Annotated in this window: 14 protein-coding genes; 3 read left to right on the top strand and 11 right to left on the bottom strand. The window is 69.0% G+C overall.

Annotation, left to right across the window (positions count from 1 at the left end):
• Nucleotides 1-13 precede the first annotated feature (13 nt).
• Complete coding sequence (locus FZ025_RS17625) at nt 14-817, bottom strand: MipA/OmpV family protein (RefSeq protein ID WP_046981414.1); 804 nt, start codon at nt 815-817, stop codon at nt 14-16.
• A 26-nt stretch (nt 818-843) separates the two neighbouring features.
• Nucleotides 844-2301 (bottom strand): efflux transporter outer membrane subunit, encoded by a 1458-nt coding sequence (locus FZ025_RS17630; protein WP_046981413.1) that lies wholly within the window; start codon nt 2299-2301, stop codon nt 844-846.
• A gap of 114 nt (nt 2302-2415) precedes the next feature.
• Here FZ025_RS17630 and FZ025_RS17635 point away from each other — a divergent pair, with 114 nt between their 5' ends.
• On the top strand, nt 2416-3105 hold the full coding sequence (locus FZ025_RS17635) for a response regulator (protein WP_046981412.1): 690 nt from the start codon (nt 2416-2418) through the stop codon (nt 3103-3105).
• Entirely contained in the window at nt 3102-4295 is a 1194-nt protein-coding gene (locus FZ025_RS17640; protein ID WP_046981411.1) for a sensor histidine kinase, read from the top strand. The genes FZ025_RS17635 and FZ025_RS17640 overlap by 4 nt, the downstream gene beginning before the upstream one ends.
• Nucleotides 4296-4593: 298 nt before the next feature.
• Here FZ025_RS17640 and FZ025_RS17645 read toward each other — a convergent pair whose 3' ends face one another.
• The 5 genes from FZ025_RS17645 to FZ025_RS17665 form a co-directional block, all read right to left on the bottom strand.
• Entirely contained in the window at nt 4594-4806 is a 213-nt protein-coding gene (locus tag FZ025_RS17645) for a hypothetical protein (protein WP_046981409.1), read from the bottom strand.
• A gap of 129 nt (nt 4807-4935) precedes the next feature.
• Entirely contained in the window at nt 4936-6702 is a 1767-nt protein-coding gene (locus tag FZ025_RS17650; protein ID WP_046981408.1) for an ABC transporter transmembrane domain-containing protein, read from the bottom strand.
• A complete protein-coding gene (locus tag FZ025_RS17655; protein WP_046981407.1) occupies nt 6699-7292 on the bottom strand; it encodes an IMPACT family protein in 594 nt (197 codons plus the stop codon). Before FZ025_RS17655 ends, FZ025_RS17650 begins: the two co-directional genes overlap by 4 nt.
• Before the next feature lie 274 nt (nt 7293-7566).
• Complete coding sequence (locus FZ025_RS17660) at nt 7567-8676, bottom strand: hypothetical protein (RefSeq protein WP_104558026.1); 1110 nt, start codon at nt 8674-8676, stop codon at nt 7567-7569.
• On the bottom strand, nt 8673-9227 hold the full coding sequence (locus FZ025_RS17665; protein WP_104558028.1) for an RNA polymerase sigma factor: 555 nt from the start codon (nt 9225-9227) through the stop codon (nt 8673-8675). The genes FZ025_RS17660 and FZ025_RS17665 overlap by 4 nt, the downstream gene beginning before the upstream one ends.
• A 208-nt stretch (nt 9228-9435) precedes the next feature.
• Here FZ025_RS17665 and FZ025_RS17670 point away from each other — a divergent pair, with 208 nt between their 5' ends.
• A complete protein-coding gene (locus FZ025_RS17670; RefSeq protein ID WP_104558110.1) occupies nt 9436-12312 on the top strand; it encodes a bifunctional diguanylate cyclase/phosphodiesterase in 2877 nt (958 codons plus the stop codon).
• 356 nt (nt 12313-12668) lie between these two features.
• Here FZ025_RS17670 and FZ025_RS17675 read toward each other — a convergent pair whose 3' ends face one another.
• The 4 genes from FZ025_RS17675 to FZ025_RS17690 form a co-directional block, all read right to left on the bottom strand.
• Nucleotides 12669-13262: an LOG family protein gene (locus FZ025_RS17675; RefSeq protein ID WP_046980864.1), complete on the bottom strand. Its 594-nt coding sequence runs from the start codon at nt 13260-13262 to the stop codon at nt 12669-12671.
• Between the two features lie 152 nt (nt 13263-13414).
• Complete coding sequence (gene lpdA, locus FZ025_RS17680) at nt 13415-14866, bottom strand: dihydrolipoyl dehydrogenase (protein ID WP_104558030.1); 1452 nt, start codon at nt 14864-14866, stop codon at nt 13415-13417.
• A gap of 149 nt (nt 14867-15015) precedes the next feature.
• Nucleotides 15016-16233: a dihydrolipoyllysine-residue succinyltransferase gene (gene sucB, locus FZ025_RS17685; RefSeq protein WP_104558032.1), complete on the bottom strand. Its 1218-nt coding sequence runs from the start codon at nt 16231-16233 to the stop codon at nt 15016-15018.
• 44 nt (nt 16234-16277) lie between these two features.
• Complete coding sequence (locus FZ025_RS17690) at nt 16278-19103, bottom strand: 2-oxoglutarate dehydrogenase E1 component (protein ID WP_046981592.1); 2826 nt, start codon at nt 19101-19103, stop codon at nt 16278-16280.
• Between the last annotated feature and the right edge of the window lie 14 nt (nt 19104-19117).

Consider the following 19117-nt stretch of genomic DNA (forward strand, 5'->3'; position numbering starts at 1 on the left):
TTCTATGTGGCGGTCAGAAGGTGTAGGTCACGGCGCCGATGGCGCTGGCGAAGGCGCGGCGCTGCACGATCGGGCTGCCATCGGCAGTGTCGACATAGCGCGTGCCGCTGACCGTCAGCGAGGTGCTCCAGTGCTTGGACAGCGCGTGGTCCCAGTTGGCGCCGACCGAGTAGGCGTAGAGGCCGGAGCCGGCGCTGTAGGCGGCGAAGCGGCTGCGCGCGCTCTGCGCATCGGTCACCCCGAAGTAGGCCTGGTTGTAGCGGCGGTCGCCCCAGTGCGCGTCCAGGTCCATGGTCAGCGTGTCCCTGTCGTTCTGCAGCAGGGTGAACTTGGCGCCGGCACGATAGGCGTTGCGGCGCGCGCCATCCTTCAAGGCGAATTCGGCTTCGGCGTCCAGCATCAGGTACGGGGTGAACTGCTGCGCGATCATGGTGCGGCTGGTCACCGAGCCGGGCACGTCGCCCATGCCGGCCAGCGTTCTGGAGCCCGGGCGCCAGCTGCTGTTGCGGTCGAGCCGGCCCAGGTCGTAGCCGAACGACTGGCTGACGTAGAAGCCGCCATCGCCCTGGAACTGCACGCCGAGGCCGCGCACGCTGTCGAAGAACAGGATGCCGCTCTGCGCCGCCAGAACCGGCGCGGGCAGCACGCGGTCGTCCCTGGAGCCGAAGTAGCGCGGTGCCGCCACCGCGGCGACGCCGACGCTGAGTTCGGTCTGATGGCCGAACAGGCGGAAGCCGGAGGCATCGGCGTCGGCGGCGTTGGCCGCCAGCGGCGACACGGCGCAGGCCAGGATCGGGAGCAATGCGATTGTTTTCATGAGCGGACTCTTGGACGTGGGGGAGGTCAGGATGCGTGCGGCAACTGCACGCCATAGAACGCGCGGAACAGCGCGATGCGGTTGAGGAGCAGCGCCTGGCGCGCCTGCAGGTGCTCCAGCGCGGCCTGCTCGGCGGCGATGCGTTCGCCGAGCAGCTCGGGGCGATCCTGCAGGCCCTGCGCGACGCGCCGGTCCATGCGTTGGATGCGTTGCAGTTCGCGCTCGCGGTTGCCGCGCTCGCGCCGTTCGCGTTGCTGCAGGCCCGGCGCGGCATCGAGCGCATCGGCGACCTCGCGGAACGCGGACTCGATCGCCTTTTCGTAGTCGGCGACGCCGGCCTGCTTGCGCAGCTGCGCGATATCCAGGTTGGCGCGATTGCGGCCGTAATCGAAGATCGGCATGGTCAGCTGCGGCATGAAGCTCCAGGTCCGGCTACCGGCCGTGAACAGGCCGCTGAGCACGTCGCTGGCGGTCCCCAGCGAGGTGCTCAGCTTGATCGACGGGAAGAACGCGGCACGCGCGGCGCCGATGTCGGCATTGCGCGCGCGCAGCTCGGCTTCGGCCTGCTGGATGTCCGGGCGCTGCAGCAGCAGCGCCGAGTCCAGGTCGCGCAGGGCCATGCTGCCGGCATCGGCAGGCAGCAGCTCCTCGATGTCGCCGGCGCCGGCCGGCGCGTCGTAGCCGGCGATCAGTTGCAGGGCGCGGCGCGCGGCGGCGTGGTCGCTGGCCGCCTGCAGGGCGCGGACCTGGGCCTGATCGGTCTGGTGGCGCTGGCGGTCGAGCGCGTCGTTGGAGATCAGCCCGACAGCGTGCTGGTCGTTGGCGAACGCCAGCAACGCCGCGCTGTCCTCGGCGATGGCCTGGAAGCGCGCCTGCGCCTGCGCGGCGGCGCGTTCCAGCGTATAGGTGCGCAGCACCTCGGCGACCAGCGCGCCGCGCGCGGCCAGCTGGCCGGCGCTGGATGCCAGATAGCGTTGCTGCGCGGCAGCCGACAGCGAGGCCAGCTTGCCGAACAGATCCAGTTCGAAAGCGTCGATGCCGACCGCCGCGGTGACCAGCTTCTGCCCGTAGCGCTCCTGCCGTTGCGGATCGTCGTAGCTTTGCCGGGCCTGCTGCGCATCGATGCCGATCTGCGGCAGCTGCTGCGACTGCTCGATGCGGTATTGCGCACGCGCCTGCTGCACTTGCAGGACGGTGTTGCGGAAATCCGGATTGTGCGCCAGCGCCTGCAGCATCAGCGGCGCCAGGTCGTGGTTGGGCGAGAATTCGCGCAGGAACCGCTGTTCCTGCTCCGACAGCGCCACCGCGGGGGCCGTGGCCGCCTGTGGCGCCGGCGTTGCCGATGCGCCGCCCAGCGTGCTCGGCACGCTGGCCTGCGGGCGCTCGTAGACCGGCGCCAGCGAGCAGCCGCCGAGCAGCACGGCCAGCGCGACGGCGAGGAGGCGAGGGCGATACGGACGCTTGCCTGCGGACGATACAATCATGGGGGTCAGTCGGGGGTGGCCAATCTCGAGTGATAGAGTCGGCCGGCAAGTTCAAGCTGGCCTCTAGGAATCTTCAAGATTTCGTCAAGACGCGCGACAAGGGCGGCACAGGGCATGAGTTCCAAGAAGATTCTTGTCGTCGAGGACGACGCCGACAGCGCCAGCATCCTCGAGGCCTATCTGCGCCGCGACGGATTCGACGTCGCCATCGCCAGCGATGGCGCGCGCGCGATCCAGCTGCACGCGCAGTGGAAACCGGACCTGGTGCTGCTGGACGTGATGCTGCCCAGGCTGAGCGGAACCGAAGTGCTGTCGACGATCCGCCGCAGCAGCGACACCCCGGTGATCATGGTGACCGCGATGGGCGACGAGCCGGAAAAGCTCGGCGCGCTGCGCTACGGGGCCGACGACTACGTGGTCAAGCCCTACAGCCCGAAGGAAGTGGTCGCGCGCGTGTACGCGGTGCTGCGCCGCGCCGGGCCGGCCAGGGCGAGCGAGGAGCCGCTGAAGTACGAGCGGCTCACCGTCGACACCAATGCGGTGCTGGCCACGGTGCAGGACGCCGACGGCAACGACGTGCCGCTGGACCTGACCCCGACCGAATTCAACATCCTGGCCACCTTGCTGAAGACGCCGTTCAAGGCCTATACGCGCAGCGAGCTGCTGGAAATCTGCCTGCCGGAAAGCGACGCGCTGGAGCGGGTGGTGGACGCCCACGTGCACAACCTGCGCAAGAAACTGGAAGGCGAGTGCATCACCGGGGTGCTGGTGACGGTGCGCGCGATCGGCTACCGCTTCCGATGAAATGGCCGTTCGCTCGCCGCACCGCGCACGCGCCGCTGTGGCAATGGGTCGGCCTGCGCATGAGCGCGCTGGCGGTGGTCACGGTGCTGGTGATCGCGTTCGGCATGTGGCTGCGTTTCGCGATCTGGGACATCGCGACCCTGCACAAGCTGCCGCCAGCGGCGCGGCAGGAGATGATGGCGCTGCGCCAGGACCCGCACAGCAACGCGCAGCGCCTGTGGCAACTGTTCGAGCGCTACTACGACGTCGCCGATTTTCTGCCGGGATTGGCCAACCGCGACTGGCTGTTGCTGGCGGTATTGCTGATCGCCTCGATCCCGGTCATCGTGGTGTGCGGGCTGCTCGCATCGCGGCCGTTGTCGCGCCAGTTCTCCAATGTGGCCGCGGCCGCCCGGCGCATCAGCGATGGCGACTTTTCCGCACGCGCGAAGGTGATTCCCCGTGCGCCGGACGAACTGGCCAGCTTCGCGATGGACTTCAACGGCATGACTGCGCAGCTGCAGCAATACGAGCGCGAGGTGCGCGATTCCAGCGCGATGCTGGCGCACGAACTGCGCACGCCATTGAACGCGGCGATGGGCCGGGTGCAGGGCATGCTGGATCAGGTCTTCCCGTGCAGCGACGAACAGCTGCAGATGGTCCATCGCCAGCTGGAACAGATCAATCGCCTGGTCGGCGACCTGCACCTGCTGTCGATGGCCCGCGCCAACCAGCTGATGCTGGAGCCGCACACCTTTCCGATCGACGCGCTGATCCGCGAGCGCCTGGCCTGGCTGGCGCAGCCGCTGCAGGCTGCGCAGATGGAGGTGGCGGTGGAGGTGCGCGTGCCGGGCGGCGTGTCGATCAGCGCCGACCGCGACCGCATCGGCCAGGTGCTGTCGGTGCTGATCGACAATGCGCTGCGCTATGGAGCAGCCGGCAAGCGCTTGTCGATCGAGGTGGGCACCGAGTCCAACGATGTGCTGATCTGCGTCTGCGATCGCGGACCGGGCGTGGCGCCCGAACTGCTGCCGCGAATGGTCGACCGCTTCTGGCGGGCCGAAGATTCGCGCGCCCGGCACTCGGGCGGCAGCGGCCTGGGCCTGTCCATCGCCGCGGCGATCTGCCACGCCCATGGTGGCGCGCTGGAATTCAGCAACCGCGAAGGCGGCGGACTGTGCGCCCGGGTACGGTTGCCGCGGGCGCCTTAGGGCGTGTCATCCATCCCCTGGCAGATCGCGCCGCGCTTGCGCGTGCACGCGGCAAGGAAGCGCGAGAACGTGGAGAGGATGCCCACGCGCTGGCGAAGACGTAGCGCCGGGGGCGCGCAGGTGCGACCCTGCGGGTTGGGCCCGTCAGGCCGCCAGCCGGCGCCGCGCGGCGTGATCCGACCGCCGGTCAGGCGCTGCGCCACGCCGCAGCGGCTGGCGACCTGACAGACCCAACGCGGCCTACTCGGGCATCGATGACACGACGCCCCAGCAACGCGGCAGCGCGCGTGCGCGCCGCTCACACCGCGGTCAGGGTCAGCTCGCCGCCGGTGGTGGTGAACTGCTGGCCGCGGCGGATCAGCTTGCGCCCGTCGGCCAGTTCGTAGCGCAGCGCAGGTGCCGACGGCGCATTGTGCTGGGCCTGCTGCTGGTGCTGCGCTTCGTCCTGGAACTCGGTGATCAGATAGGCCTCGCCGTCGGGGCCGAGGGCGGGCAGTTGGCGGAAGGACATGGCGTGTCTCCTGTCGAAGGCGATTCATCGAACGGGGTTTGCGCCGCAAGCGATGCCGGCGCCGGTGCGCCACAGCTGCTGCGTGGGGCGCAGCGGGACCGTAGCCCCGCCGGCGTTAGCGCGGCGTGCTCAGTCGATGAATTGCAGCCGCGCCAGTTCCGCGTACAGGCCGCCTTGCGCCAGCAGCTCGGCATGGGTGCCCTGGGCGACGATGCGGCCGCGCTCCATCACCACGATGCGGTCGGCCTTGAGCACCGTTGCCAGGCGGTGCGCGATCACCAGCGTGGTGCGCCCGGCCATCAAGCGTTCCAGCGCCTGCTGCACGGCGTATTCGCTCTGCGCGTCGAGCGCGCTGGTGGCTTCGTCCAGCAGCAGGATCGGCGCATCCTTGAGCAGGGCGCGGGCGATGGCGATGCGCTGCTGCTGGCCGCCGGACAGGCGCGCGCCGCGCTCGCCCAGTTCGCTGGCGTAGCCACCCGGCAGTTGCCGGATGAAGCTGTCGGCCTCGGCCGCCCGGGCCGCGGCCGCGATCTCGGCATCGCTGGCTTCGAGCCGGCCGTAGCGGATGTTGTCGGCGGCGCTGGCCGCGAACAGGGTCGGATGCTGCGGCACCAGGCCGATGCCCTCGCGCAGCTGCGCCGGGTCCAGTTCGCGCAGGTCGGCGCCGTCCACCCGCACCGCGCCCGCTTGCGGATCGTGGAAGCGCAGCAGCAGCGACAGCACGGTGCTCTTGCCGGCGCCGGAGGGGCCGACCAGGGCCACGCTCTCGCCGGGGCGCACGTGCAGGTCGAAGCCGTCCAGCGCCGGATGCTCGGGGCGCTGCGGGTAGCGGAACACCACGTCGTCGAAGCGCACCTCGCCGCGCAGCGGCTGCGGCAGTGCGCGCGGCTGTGCCGGCGCCAGCACCTCGGGGCGTTCTGCGAACAGCTCGGCGATGCGGCCCATGCCGCCGGCCGCGCGCTGCAGATCGTTCCAGACCTCGGCCAGCGAGGCCACCGAGCCGCCGCCAAACATCGCGTACAGCACGAACTGGCCGAGCGCGCCGGCGCTCAGCTCGCCGGCCGCCACTTCGTGTGCGCCGGACCACAGCACCAGTACGATCGCGCCGAACACCAGCACGATCGCCACCGCGGTGATCGACGCCTGCGCACGCACCCGGCGCCGCGCCACGTCCACCGCCAGCGCCAGCGCCTGGCCGAAGCGGCCGCACTCGTAGGCTTCGCGCGCATGCGCCTGCACCGTGCGCACCGCGCCGAGGGTTTCGGCGGCCAGCGTGTTGGCGTCGGCGACGCGGTCCTGGCTGGCGCGCGAGATCTTCTGCAGGCGGCGCGCGCCGAGCACGATCGGCAACACCGCCAGCGGGATGCCGAGCAGCGCGTAGGCGGCCAGGTGCGGGCTGGTCACGAACAGCATCACGATGCTGCCGATCACCGTCACCGTGCTGCGCAACGCCACCGACATGGTGCTGCCGATCACCCCGCGCAGCAGTTCGCTGTCGGCCGACAGCCGCGACACCAGCTCGCCGCTGCGGTTGCGGTCGTGGAAGCCGGCGTGCAAGCCGAGCAGATGCGCGTACAGGCGCGCGCGCAGGTCGGCGACGACTTTTTCGCCCAGCAGCGACACGAAATAGAAGCGCATCGCGGTGGCGATCGCCAGCACCACCGCCACCGCGAACAGTAGCGCGAAGGACTGGTTGATCCTGCCGCCGTCGCTGAAGCCGTGGTCGATCATCTGCCGCACCGCCATCGGCAGGCTCAGCGTCGCGCTGGAGGACACCGCCAGCGCCAGCAGCCAGGCGCCGAACAGACCGCGCTGGCGCTGCACGAACGGCCACAAGGTGCGCAGGCTGCCGAGTTTGCGCAGCGACTTGGCCTGGTCGGCCGACGGATCGTTCATGCGGGGGAGATTTCCGAACAGCGGACCCTGTTCCGTGTGGCGTCGCGCAGCCGCGTTTTCAAGGCGTCCACGCGATCGCTGGGCAGGCGCAGGTGCAGTTGCGCGCCGTCGGCGTCGAAGCGTTCATCGAGTTTCTCGGCGGCGCAGGCGCTCAGCGCCGCATGCACCGCGCCGAGATCGTCGAAGCCGCAGTGCAGACTGATCAGGCTCAAGGCCAGCAGCGGCTGCCGCGGCGCCAGCCGCAGGCACTCGGCGGCGCTACCGCCGTAGGCGCGGACCAGGCCGCCGGCGCCGAGCTTGATGCCGCCGTACCAGCGCGTGACCACGAGCGCCACGCGGTCGAAGCCCTGGCCGTCGATCGCCGCCAGGATCGGCCGGCCGGCGGTGCCGGCCGGTTCGCCATCGTCGCTGGAGCGGTAGTCGCCGCCGACCCGGTAGGCCCAGCAGTTGTGGGTGGCGTCGGCCACCGCGACCTGCTGCACGAACGCCAGCGCCGCGCCGGCGTCGGCGATCGGCGCCGCATGCGCCAGGAAGCGGCTGTGCTTGATGTCCACGCTGTGACTGACCGGGTGGGGGAGCGTATCGGGCATCGGCGCCATTCTAGACGAGGCGCCGCGGCGGACTGCGGATGCGGGTGTGGGCCAATGGAATCGTTGCTTCCGATGCCGGTGAGGCGGGCTGTTCCGGCATCGCGCGCAACGGCGCTCGTGCGCCGATGTGCGCGCAGCTGGACACGGCTGCGGGCATGTTCGCGTTGCGAGGCGTGCGTGCGGGGAACGCGCGAGCCGGATGCTGTTCCGTAATCACCGGCATCGGTCCCGTCCACGCCGCGCCGCCGGCAGTGCCGTTAGGGTTGGATGCGATTCAGTCGCCGAGCAGGTCGCGCAGGTCATCGGGGACGCGCGCGTGCGGATGCTCGCGTTGGAACCGCTGCAGGCTGGCGCGTGCGGCCGCGTGCTCGCCGGCGTCGCGGCGTTCGCGGACGCGTGCGAGCCAGCGTCGCGGCGACAGGCGTGCATCCGCATCCGCGGCGGCGACAAGCGCCGGATCCGCGTCGGCGGCGGGCGCGGCTGCCGCCAGTGGGGCCATGTCTTCGGCCATCGCGGTGGCGGGTGCCGCAGGTGCCGGTGCAGCCATGAGGTCGCCTTCGACGCGTACGACGGATGCTTCCGCGTCCGCCTGGACGGGGGCCGCCGCGTCGCCGCGCGCGCGCAGCGTCTGGCGACGATCCTGCGCCGTCAGGCGCTCTTCCCGCTGTGCTGTGGAATCCTGCTGCGTACGTGCCGCCGCGGTTTTCGCAACGTCATCCTGCGCCTCCTCCGCGGGCGCAGGCATCTGTGCGGTCGGCGCAGGCGGTGCCGAAGGCGCCATCATGCGCGGTGCCGGCGTCGCTGCGACGATCGGCGCCGGTTCGGCCACGACCTCCGCCGGCAGTGTTGGAGCGACGCCTTGCGGTGCGGTGTCGTTTGCAGGTGGAGGCGGTGGCAAGGGCGAGGCTGCTGGCGCGGCGGCGATCTGCGCTGCATCCGTCTGCGCCGCGGCGGCGGCGGGCGTGGTGGGGTTGGAAGAAGGCGCCGACGCTGGCGCCGCGGATTCGGCTGCCGCCGGTGCCGGCGTTGTGGCCGGCGCCGGCATGGATGGGGTCGGGGTGCGCAACTGCCAGGCGATGCCGACCGCCAGGCTCAGCGAGGCAGCCAGTCCAGTCCAGGCCGGCCAACGCGTGCGGCGCCTGGGAACGGTGGAGGGTGCAGCGCGCGCCGGCTGCGGCGCGGCGGCGATCGGCGCCGGATGCCTGGCATCGGCCGCGGTATCGGTATCCAGCTGCGGCGTCGCCGCCGGCGCAGACGCCACCGCGGCGCGCGCCGCGGCCAGGATCGATGCGTCCAGCGCCGCCGACGGCAGCGCCTGCCGGCCCAGCCGCAGGCGTTCGGCGAGGGCGCGTTCTTCCGGCGTCAGCGGTTCGTCGGCCTTCATCCGCCCAGCCTCGCACGCAGTTTGTCCATCGCATAGCGCAGCCGCGACTTGACCGTCTCGCGGCCGACCCCGGTGATCTGGGCGATCTCCTCCAGGCTCAGTTCCTGTTCCAGGCGCAGCAGCAGCACGTCGCGTTGCTCCTCCGGCAAGTCGTCCAGCGCCAACTGCAGTTGGCGCCGCTGTTCGAACGCGGACAGCTGCCGCTCCGGGGTGTCCGGATCCGGCACGCTGGCGGTGCGCAGGTCGGCGTCGGCCGGCGCCGCCGGGCGGTGCTTGGCCGCGCGCCAGTGGTCGCCGAGCCGATTGTGGGCGATGCGCAGCAGCCAGGTGCTGAATGCGGCCTGCGGTTGCCAGCCCTGGCGCGCGGCGATGACCCGCTGCCACACCTCCTGGAACATCTCCTCGGCCAGCGCCACGTCGCGCAGCTGGCGCAGCAGGTAGTGGTAAAGGCGGCCGCGGTGACGCGCATACAGGGTCTCGAACGCGCCGGCGTCGCCGGCCGCATAGGCCTGCATCAGGGCTTCATCGCTCGTTTCGACCAGGGCTTCCACGGCGCCAAGCCTAAGCGTTCGCCGACCCGGCGCATAGCGCGGCGTGGCGGCGGCGGGCGGGAACGGGATGGTTGCAGGCATCTTGGACGGTGAACGCGGCAGCGGCACGCATGGGGTCATCGCGCGTGCGCCTGTTCACGTAAAAGGTATGCTGGCGTTCAAGGGGGAGGCGTGGGGCACGTCCTATGTCATCCAGGAGTTGTTGTCGATGTTGTTCGAGCCGTCCGCGATCGTCCGCCAGGATCAACCCGACGGGCGCGCTTCCATGCAAACCGCTGCCGCCCTGTGCGGCTTGCTGCCGCCGGGCAGCGATGTGGCCATCGCTTGCGGCGACGACGCGGTCGGCGGGCGCCTGTTCGGCGCCACGCCGCATGCGCCGGCATGGCTGCCGGCGCTGGTCCGGCGTTGCCTGGCGGAAACCGTGCCGGCGCCTGCGCAGGCGCTGCTGCACGTGCTGAAGACGGCGGACGGCGCCTGCGTGGCGGTGGCCGCACGGCTGCAACAACCGCTGTCCGAACCGCAGCGCGCCGCCTGGTGCGAGATGGCGGCCGCGTTCGGCCTGGCGCTGCTGGAAGCGGAGCGGATGCGCGCGCGCATCGAGAGCCTGGAGAAGTCCAAGCTGCTGCAGCAGGCGCTGTACGAGATCGCCGACCTGGCCGGTGCGGATCTGGAAATGGGGCAGATGCTGCAGCATGTGCACTCGGTGCTGGATTCGCTGATGTATGCGGAGAATTGCTACATCGTCGAGTACGACGAAGAGCAGCAAAGCATGCGCTTCCTGTATTTCTCCGACCGCCACGACGACTTCGTCTCCGATCCGGAAACGCTGTATTTCCAGCGCGACATGCCCGAAAGCCTCACCTTTGCGCTGCTGCGCCACGGCCAGGCGGTGCGCGGGCCGTCGAAACAGGTGCGCGACCGCTTGCAGGTGCGCTACGACGCCGTGCAAGGCCCGGACAGCAAGGATTGGCTGGGCGTGCCGATGCTGCGCGAGAGCCGCGTCTGCGGCGCGATCGTGGTGCAGAACTACGACCGCGCGATGCACTACACCGATGCCGACCGCGCGCTGCTGGCCTACGTCGCCCAGCACGTGCTGACCGCGATGGACCGGCGCCATGCGCAGGTGCAGCTGGAGCGGCGCGTGCAGCTGCGCACCCAGGAACTGCAGCGCGCCAACCACGACCTGCAGGACGAGATCCTGGAGCGCAGGCGCGCCGAGACCCTGCAACTGGCCTTGTTCCGCATCGCCGAGCTGGCGATCCGCTCGGAGAGCCTGCAGCAGTTCTACGCCGAGGTGCATGCCATCGTCGGCGGGCTGATCGATGCGCGCAATCTGTACATCGCCTTGTTGTCCGACGACGGCAAGATGCTGGAATTCGCCTACTCGGTGGACGAGTACAGTCCGCAGCGGCCGCTGCGGCGGCGCGGCAAGGGGCTGACCGAGTATGTGATGCGCAAACGCCAGCCGATGCTGCTGGAACTGGTGGACATCGAGGCGCTGGTGGCGCAGGGCGAGGTGCGGGAATACGGCACCCGCGCGCACAGCTGGCTGGGTGTGCCGCTGTTCGACGAGGGCGAGGTGGTCGGTGCGATCGTGGTGCAGAGCTACACCACGCAGGTGCGCTTCACCGAATACGACCAGCGGCTGCTGACCTTCGTCGCGCACAACGTCGGCGGCGGCCTGGCCCGGCAGCGCGCGCAGGAGCGGCTGCGGCTGGCGCATGCCGAGCTGGAGCAGCGGGTGGCCGAGCGCACCCGCGAACTGGCCGAGGTCAACCAGCAGTTGCTGGCGCAGATCGCCGAGCGTTGGCGCGCCGAGCAGCGCCTGACCCACCAGGCGCTGCACGACGCGCTGACCGGGCTGCCGAACCGCTCGCATCTGCTGGACCGGCTCGGCGAGGCGATCCACCGCGCGCGCAACGGCGATGGCATGGCCTTCGCGGTGCTGTTCCTGGACCTGGACCGGTTCAAGCTGGTCAACGACAGCATCGGCCATGCCGCCGGCGACGAAATGCTGGTGGAGGTGGCCAAGCGCATCGTCTCCACGATCCGCAGCGACGACGTGGTCGCGCGCCTGGGCGGCGACGAATTCGCGATCCTGGTGCGCTGCGAGGACGGCCTGGATGGCGTGCGCGAGTTGGCGCAGCGGCTGCTCGGCGTGCTTGGCCAGCCGATGTGGGTGGCCGGACGCGAGTTGTTCCCGTCCGGCAGTCTGGGCATCGCCACCTGGCATCCGCGCTACAGCAGCGGCGAGGAACTGCTGCGCGATGCGGACGCGGCGATGTACCGGGCCAAGGCGCAGACCCAGGACCGTTGCGCGGTGTTCGACGAGGCGATGCGCGAGGCAGCGCTGCGCAGCCTGGACCTGGAGGCGGATCTGCGGCGGGCGATCAACAGCGGCGACTTCGAGCCGTTCTATCAGCCGATCGTGCGCCTGGGCGATGGCCAGGTGGTCGGCCACGAGGCGTTGCTGCGCTGGCGCCACGAGAGCCGCGGCCTGCTGGTGCCGAGCCAGTTCATCGAGCTGGGCGAGGACAGCGGGCTGATCGAGCAGGTGGACTGGTTGCTGTACGAGCAGGTGATCCAGCGCCTGGCCCGGGATGGCAGCGGCTACGTGTCGGTCAACGTCTCGCCGCGGCATTTCCGCTCGCCGGACTTCACCGAACGGCTGTTCGGCCTGATCGACAGCGCCGGCGCCGATCCGCAGCGGTTGCGGGTGGAGATCACCGAGGTGGCGCTGCTCGACGATGCGCCGCGCACGTTGACGATCCTGCAGGCGCTACGCGATCGCGGGGTCTTGGCGCAATTGGACGATTTCGGCACGGGTTTCTCGGCGTTGTCGTATCTGCACCGGTTTCCGATCTCGGCGTTGAAGATCGATCAGAGTTTCGTGGCCGGTCTGCACGGCGAAAGCGGTGCGGGCAGTTATGCGCTGGTGCGCAGTATTCTTGCGCTGGCCAGTACGCTTGGTATCGAGACGATCGGCGAAGGGATCGAGACGGAGCAGCAGCTGGATACGCTGCGCGAACTGGGCTGCGACTATGGGCAGGGGTATCTGTTGGGGCGGCCTGCGCAGCACGATTGATGGGCGGCAGTGGCTCTGGCTATTGCTTTTGATTTGCCGGGTTCCCTTCCGAAGCGGCGGCCATGGCGGGGAAAAACCCCGCAGGGGCGGCGCACAGGGATGTGCGCCGTTCGCGGCAGGGGCAGGATGCCCCTTCCGCGAATCCCCGTCATGGACGCGGACCCGGAGCGCGTAGCGCGGAGGGCGCAAGGTAGGGCGTGTTTTCTTTTGGTTACTTTTCTTTGCACGAGCAAAGAAAAGTGACTCGCGCCAAAGCGCGAAAGCTCCTGGTATTACTTGCTTGTTTGTAAACCCGAGGCAGCAGCAGGAGCAAAGCTTTTCGGCGAGGTCACTGGCTAGGCAGAGTGTGGCGAGTCTCAGCGCAAGGCGTTGCGGCGCTTCTCGTCGATCCACTTCGACGCCTGCGCCGGCGTGTAGTCGTGCATCCACGCCAGCATCGTGTCGATGTCCTTGCCGTACCACAGGTCGGCGCGCTGCTCCGGGTGCAGGAAGCGTTCGGCGACCATGCGGTCGATCATGCCGATCAGCGGAGCGTAGAACTCTTCCACGTCCAGGAACGCGCAGGGCTTGTTGCCGATGCCGAGCTGGCGCCAGGTCAGCATCTCGAAGATCTCTTCCATCGTGCCGAAGCCGCCGGGCAGGGCGATGAAACCATCGGACAGGTCGAACATGCGCGACTTGCGCGCGTGCATCGAGCCGACGATTTCCAGTTCGGTCAGGCCACGGTGCGCCACTTCCCAGTCGGCCAGCTGCTTGGGGATCACCCCGGTGACCTGGCCGCCGGCGGCGAGCACCGCATTGGCCACGGTGCCCATCAGCCCGACGTTGCCGCCGCCGTAGACCAGGCGCAGGCCCTGCTCGGCGATGCGCGTGCCCAGCGCGGTGGCGCGCTCGGCGTAGGCGGGTCTGTTGCCGGCGTTGGAACCACAGTAGACGCAGATGCTTTTCATTGGGGAATGGGGAGTCGGGAATGGGGAATGGGAAAAAGCAAAAGCAAAAGCCGAAACGCATGACGCCGGACCTGAGCCCGGCGTCATGCACTGGGAGCGGAGCGCCAGGAACGCCGTTGCGATTCCCGATTCTCCATTCCCGATTCCCGGCTTCAGTTCGCCTTATGGATCGCCCGCTTGCTCACCGCCATCGCGGCGTCGTGGATCGCCTCGGACAGGGTCGGGTGGGCGTGGCAGATGCGCGCCAGGTCGTCGGCAGAGCCGTTGAACTCCATCGCCAGCACGCCTTCGTGGACCAGTTCGGAGACGCCGACGCCGACCAGGTGCAGGCCGAGCACGCGGTCGGTCTCGGCATGCGCGATGACCTTGACGAAGCCGGCCGGCTCGCCCATCGCCACCGCGCGGCCGATCGCCGCGAACGGGAAGCTGCCGGTCTTGTAGGCCACGCCCTCGGCCTTGAGCTGCTGTTCGGTCTTGCCGACCCAGGCGATTTCCGGCTCGGTGTAGATGACCCACGGAATCGTGTCGAAGTTGACGTGGCCGGGCAGGCCGGCGATCAGTTCGGCGACCGCGATGCCTTCCTCGAAGCCCTTGTGCGCCAGCATCGGCCCGCGCACGCAGTCGCCGACCGCCCATACGCCGTCGACGCCGGTGTGGCAGTGTTCGTCGACCTCGATCTGGCCGCGCGTGTTGACCTTGACTCCGGTGCCCTCGGCCAGCAGGCCCTTGGTGGCGGCGCGGCGGCCCACGGCCACCAGCAGCTTGTCCACGGTCAGGCTCTTCTCGCCTTCGCCATCGGTATAGGTGACGACGACTTCCTGCTTCTTGTCCTTGTCGGTGACCTCGGTCTTGCCGACCTTGGCGCCGAGCTGGATGTCCAGGCCCTGCTTCTTGAATTCCTTCAGCGCGGTCTTGGCCACCTCGGCATCGGCCAGGGCCAGGAAGTCCGGCAGCGCCTCGAGGATGGTGACCTCGGCGCCCAGCCGCTTCCACACGCTGCCCAGTTCCAGGCCGATCACGCCGGCGCCGATCACCGCCAGGCGCTTGGGCACTTCGGTGAAGTCCAGCGCGCCGACGTTGTCGACGATGGTGGCGCCGTCGAACTTGGCGAACGGCAGTTCGATCGAATCCGAGCCGGCGGCGAGGATCACGTTGGTGCCCTTGAGCTCGACGATGCTGCCGTCGTGTTGCTTGACCTTGACCACGTTGCCCGGCTGCCCCGCATTCGGTTGGAGCGTGCCGAAGCCATAGTACGGGGTGATCTTGTTCGCCTTGAACAGCATCGCGATGCCGCCGGTGAACTGCTTGACGATCTTGTCCTTGCGCCCGACCATCGCCTCGACGTCGATCTTGGCGTCCTTGAAGCTGATGCCGTGCTCGCCGAACAGGTGGCCCATGTTCCAGAACTGGCGCGAGGAATCCAGCAGTGCCTTGGACGGGATGCAGCCCACGCGCAGGCAGGTGCCGCCCAGCGCCGGCTTGCCGTCCTTGCCCAGCGCCGCGTCGATGCAGGCGGTCTTCAGGCCCAGCTGGGCGGCGCGGATGGCCGCGTGATAACCGGCCGGGCCGGCACCGATGACGACGACGTCGAATTGTTCGCTCATTTCATTTGCTCACACGGGAATGGGGAATAGGGAATGGGGAATCGCAAAAGCGCATGCGTCTGCCGCTTCCCATCCAGGTCCAGGCGGGAACAGGGCGGGGACGTGGGCGCTTGTCCCATTCCCCACTCTCCATTCCCGATTCCCGGCTCTTACAGGCCGAACAGCATGCGGCCCGGGTTTTCCAGCTGGTTCTTGATGTCCACCAGGAACTGCACCGAGTCCTTGCCGTCGATGATGCGGTGGTCGTAGGACAGCGCCAGGTACATCATCGGCGCGATCACGACCTGGCCGTTCTCGGCGATCGGGCGCTCCTTGATCGCGTGCATGCCCAGGATCGCGCTCTGCGGCGGATTGATGATCGGGGTCGACAGCAGCGAGCCGAAGGTGCCGCCGTTGGTCACGGTGAAGGTGCCGCCCTGCAGTTCCTCCAGGCTCAGCTTGCCGTCGCGCGCCTTCTTGGCGTAGTCGGCGATGCCCTGCTCGATGTCGGCGAACGACTGCCGCTCGACGTTGCGCAGCACCGGCGTGACCAGGCCCTTCTCGGTGGACACTGCGATGGAGATATCGCTGTAGCCGTGGTAGATCACGTCCTCGCCGTCGATCGAGGCGTTGACCAGCGGGAAGCGCTGCAGCGCGTTGGCTGCGGCCTTGACGAAGAAGCTCATGAAGCCGAGCTTGATGCCGTGGGCCTTCTGGAACTCGTCCTGCAATTCCTTGCGCGCGGCCGAGACCTTGGCCAGGTTGACCTCGTTGAAGGTGGTCAGCATCGCGGTCGTGTTCTTCGACTGCATCAGGCGCTCGGCGATGCGCTTGCGCACGCGGGTCATCGGCACGCGCTCTTCCGCGCGCGCGCCGGCGGCCTTGCCGGCACCGCCGTTCTTGGCGTAGTTGAGGATGTCTTCCTTGGTCACCGCGCCGCGGCGGCCGGTGCCGTCGACCTGGGCCGGATCCACGCCTTCGGTGATCGCCGAGAAACGCGCGCCCGGGGGCAGGCTGGAGACGTCGCCGGCGGCCTTGGCCGACTCGACCTTGGCGGCGGCCTTCGGCGCCTCGGCGGCAGCGGCTTTCGGCGCCTCCGGCGTCGGCGCGTCGGCGGCCTTGGCCGCAGCCGGGGCCGCCGCGGCGGTCGCGCCTTCCTCGATGATCGCCAGCAACTGCGAACTGGTCACGGTGGCGCCGGCCTCGAACTTGATCTCCTTCAGCACGCCGTCGACCGGGGAGGGCACTTCCAGCACGACCTTGTCGGTCTCCAGGTCCACCAGGTTCTCGTCGCGCTTGACCGCGTCGCCGGCTTTCTTGTGCCAGCTGGCGATGGTGGCATCGGATACGGATTCGGGCAGTACCGGAACTTTGACTTCGGTGGCCATTGCAGGGGGCGTCCTAGTGGGGTCTTTTGGAAGGTGAAGAAGGTTTATTCAGCGACTTGGTCGTTGAACGGATTCAAGAGCGCGTCGGCAACCAGCTTCTGTTGCTCCTCCAGGTGCTCGGCGAAATGGCCGGCGGCGGGAGACGGCGAGCGCGGGCGGCCGGCGTAGTGCAGGCTCTGCGCCTCGCCCAGGCAGGCCTGCAGGTGGTGCTTGATCTGGTACCAGGCGCCCTGGTTCTGCGGTTCTTCCTGGCACCAGACCAGGTCGGTGGCATTGCCGTAGCGCTTCAGTTCGGCGGCCAGCAGCTCGCGCGGGAACGGATACAGCTGCTCCAGGCGCAGGATGGCGACGTCGTCCTGGCCGCGCTTGGTCTGGTCCTCGAGCAGGTCGTAGTAGACCTTGCCCGAGCAGGCCACCACGCGCTTGACCCGCTGCGGATCGGCCTTCGCATCCGGGATCAGGTGCTGGAACTCGCCGTCGGCCAGTTCTTCCAGGCTCGACACCGCCAGCTTGTGGCGCAGCAGCGACTTGGGCGTCATCACCACCAGCGGCTTGCGCGTGGTCATGCGCATCTGCCGGCGGATCATGTGGAAGCACTGTGCCGGGGTGGTCGGCACGCACACCAGCATGTTCTCCAGCGCGCACAGCTGCAGGAAGCGCTCCAGGCGCGCGGAGCTGTGCTCCGGGCCTTGCCCTTCGTAGCCGTGCGGCAGGAACAGCGACAGGCCGCTGATGCGGCCCCACTTGGCTTCGCCGGCGGCGATGAACTGGTCGATCACCACCTGCGCGCCATTGGCGAAATCGCCGAACTGCGCTTCCCACACGCACAACGCGTTGGGATCGGTGGTCGAGTAGCCGTACTCGAAGCCCATCACCGCTTCCTCGCTGAGCAGCGAGTCGATCACGGTGGCGTCTTCCGGATTCTCCACCAGCTGGCGCAGCGGCAGGTAATAGCTGTCGGTCTTCTGGTCGTGCAGGATCGCGTGACGGTGGAAGAACGTGCCGCGGCCGGCGTCCTGGCCGACCAGGCGCAGCTTGTGGCCCTCGCCGAGCAGGGTGGCGTAGGCCAGGTTCTCGGCGAAGCCCCAGTCGCCCGGCAGGTCGCCGGCGGCCATCTTCACCCGGTCATCGTAGATCTTGGCCACGCGTGGGTGCAGCTCCACGCCGGCCGGAATCGTGGTGATGAGTCTGGCCAGCTGGTCCAGGGTCTTGCGCTTGACCCGGGTATCGACCGTGTCGGTGACCTTGCCGGACAGGTACTTGGACCAGTCGATGGCGAATTCGTCCGGCTTGCGGGTCGCCAGTTCGGTGGTGTATTCGCCCGAGTCGAGCTTGGTGCGGTAGCTGTCGACCAGCGCCTGCGCCTGCCCGGCCTGGATCACACCCTCGCTTTCCAGCTGCGCCGCGTACAGCTCGCGGGTGGTCTTGTGCTTGCGGATGGTCTGGTACATCACCGGCTGCGTCGCCGCCGGCTCGTCGGCCTCGTTGTGGCCCCAGCGGCGGTAGCAGACCAGGTCGATGACCACGTCCTTCTTGAACTGCTGGCGGAAGTCGTAGGCCAGGTTGGCCACGAACGCCACCGCGTCCGGATCGTCGCCGTTCACATGGAACACCGGCGCGCCGATCATCTTCGCCACGTCGGTGCAGTACAGCGTGGAGCGGGCGTCGTCGCGGGCGCTGGTGGTGAAGCCGATCTGGTTGTTGATGACGATGTGCACGGTGCCGCCGACCGCGAAGCCGCGCGCCTGCGACATCTGCAACAGTTCCATCACCACGCCCTGGCCGGCGAACGCGGCGTCGCCGTGGATCACCACCGGCAGCACCGTCTCGCGCGCGGCGTCGCCGTAGCGCTCCTGGCGCGAGCGCACGCTGCCGACCACGACCGGATCGACGATTTCCAGGTGCGAGGGGTTGAACGCCAGCGCCAGGTGCACCGAGTTGCCGTCGGCCACCGCCACGTCGGCGGAGAAGCCCATGTGGTACTTGACGTCGCCGGTGTGGGCGCGGTCGTCGTGGGCATGCTCGAACTTGCCTTCGAACTCGTCGAACAGCTTGCGCGGGTTCTTGCCCAGGGTGTTGACCAGCACGTTGAGGCGGCCGCGGTGGGCCATGCCGACCACGATGTCCTTGACCGCATCGGCGCCGGCGCGGCGCACCACCACGTCCATCATCGGGATCAGCGCATCGCCGCCTTCCAGCGAGAAGCGCTTCTGGCCGACGTACTTGGTGTGCAGGTAGCGCTCCAGGCCTTCGGCGGCGGTGATCCGCTCCAGCGTGCGGCGGCGGCTGTCGGCGTCGCCGGCGATGTTGCCGCCGGCGTTCTCCAGCCGCTGGTAGATCCACTGGCGCTGCTCGAATTCGGAGATGTGCATGAATTCGCTGCCGATCGACCCGGTGTAGGTCGCCTTCAGCCGTGCCAGCAGGTCGCGCAGCTTCATCCGCGGCTGGCCGCCGAGGCCGCCGGTGCTGAACTCGCTGCCCAGGTCGCTTTCCGACAGGCTGTGGAACGGCAGGCCCAGGTCCGGCGGGTTCACCGGGGGGGTCAGGCCCAGCGGGTCCAGGCGCGCGCCGAGGTGGCCGCGCGAGCGGTAGGCGGTGATCAGGCGCCCGACATGGCGCTCGCGCTCGTCGCCGCCGGGGCTGCTGCCGCTGTTGGCGGCCTGGCGCGCGGCGCTGGCGATGTGCGCGATGACCGCGGAGTGGGGAACGTCGCCGGCATCGCGGCCCTGGAAGCCGTCGAAGTAGGTCTTCCACTTGGGGTCGATGCTGTCGGGAGAGACCAGATACTGCTCGTACAGGTCTTCGATATAGGCGGCATTGCCGCCGGCGAGTTGCGATGACTGCGCAAACTGCTTTAGGAGATTGTCCACGATGGTGGGGTCGG

This window comes from Xanthomonas hyacinthi (assembly GCF_009769165.1).
Taxonomy (GTDB): domain Bacteria; phylum Pseudomonadota; class Gammaproteobacteria; order Xanthomonadales; family Xanthomonadaceae; genus Xanthomonas_A; species Xanthomonas_A hyacinthi.

Coding starts and splice junctions, on each gene's coding strand:
- FZ025_RS17655 (WP_046981407.1), bottom strand. CDS start 7,292: ATGCCCGATACGCTCCCCCACCCGGTCAGTCACAGCGTGGACATCAAG.
- lpdA (WP_104558030.1), bottom strand. CDS start 14,866: ATGAGCGAACAATTCGACGTCGTCGTCATCGGTGCCGGCCCGGCCGGT.
- FZ025_RS17670 (WP_104558110.1), top strand. CDS start 9,436: ATGTTGTTCGAGCCGTCCGCGATCGTCCGCCAGGATCAACCCGACGGG.
- FZ025_RS17640 (WP_046981411.1), top strand. CDS start 3,102: ATGAAATGGCCGTTCGCTCGCCGCACCGCGCACGCGCCGCTGTGGCAA.
- FZ025_RS17675 (WP_046980864.1), bottom strand. CDS start 13,262: ATGAAAAGCATCTGCGTCTACTGTGGTTCCAACGCCGGCAACAGACCC.
- FZ025_RS17650 (WP_046981408.1), bottom strand. CDS start 6,702: ATGAACGATCCGTCGGCCGACCAGGCCAAGTCGCTGCGCAAACTCGGC.
- FZ025_RS17630 (WP_046981413.1), bottom strand. CDS start 2,301: ATGATTGTATCGTCCGCAGGCAAGCGTCCGTATCGCCCTCGCCTCCTC.
- FZ025_RS17645 (WP_046981409.1), bottom strand. CDS start 4,806: ATGTCCTTCCGCCAACTGCCCGCCCTCGGCCCCGACGGCGAGGCCTAT.
- FZ025_RS17660 (WP_104558026.1), bottom strand. CDS start 8,676: ATGAAGGCCGACGAACCGCTGACGCCGGAAGAACGCGCCCTCGCCGAA.
- sucB (WP_104558032.1), bottom strand. CDS start 16,233: ATGGCCACCGAAGTCAAAGTTCCGGTACTGCCCGAATCCGTATCCGAT.
- FZ025_RS17625 (WP_046981414.1), bottom strand. CDS start 817: ATGAAAACAATCGCATTGCTCCCGATCCTGGCCTGCGCCGTGTCGCCG.
- FZ025_RS17635 (WP_046981412.1), top strand. CDS start 2,416: ATGAGTTCCAAGAAGATTCTTGTCGTCGAGGACGACGCCGACAGCGCC.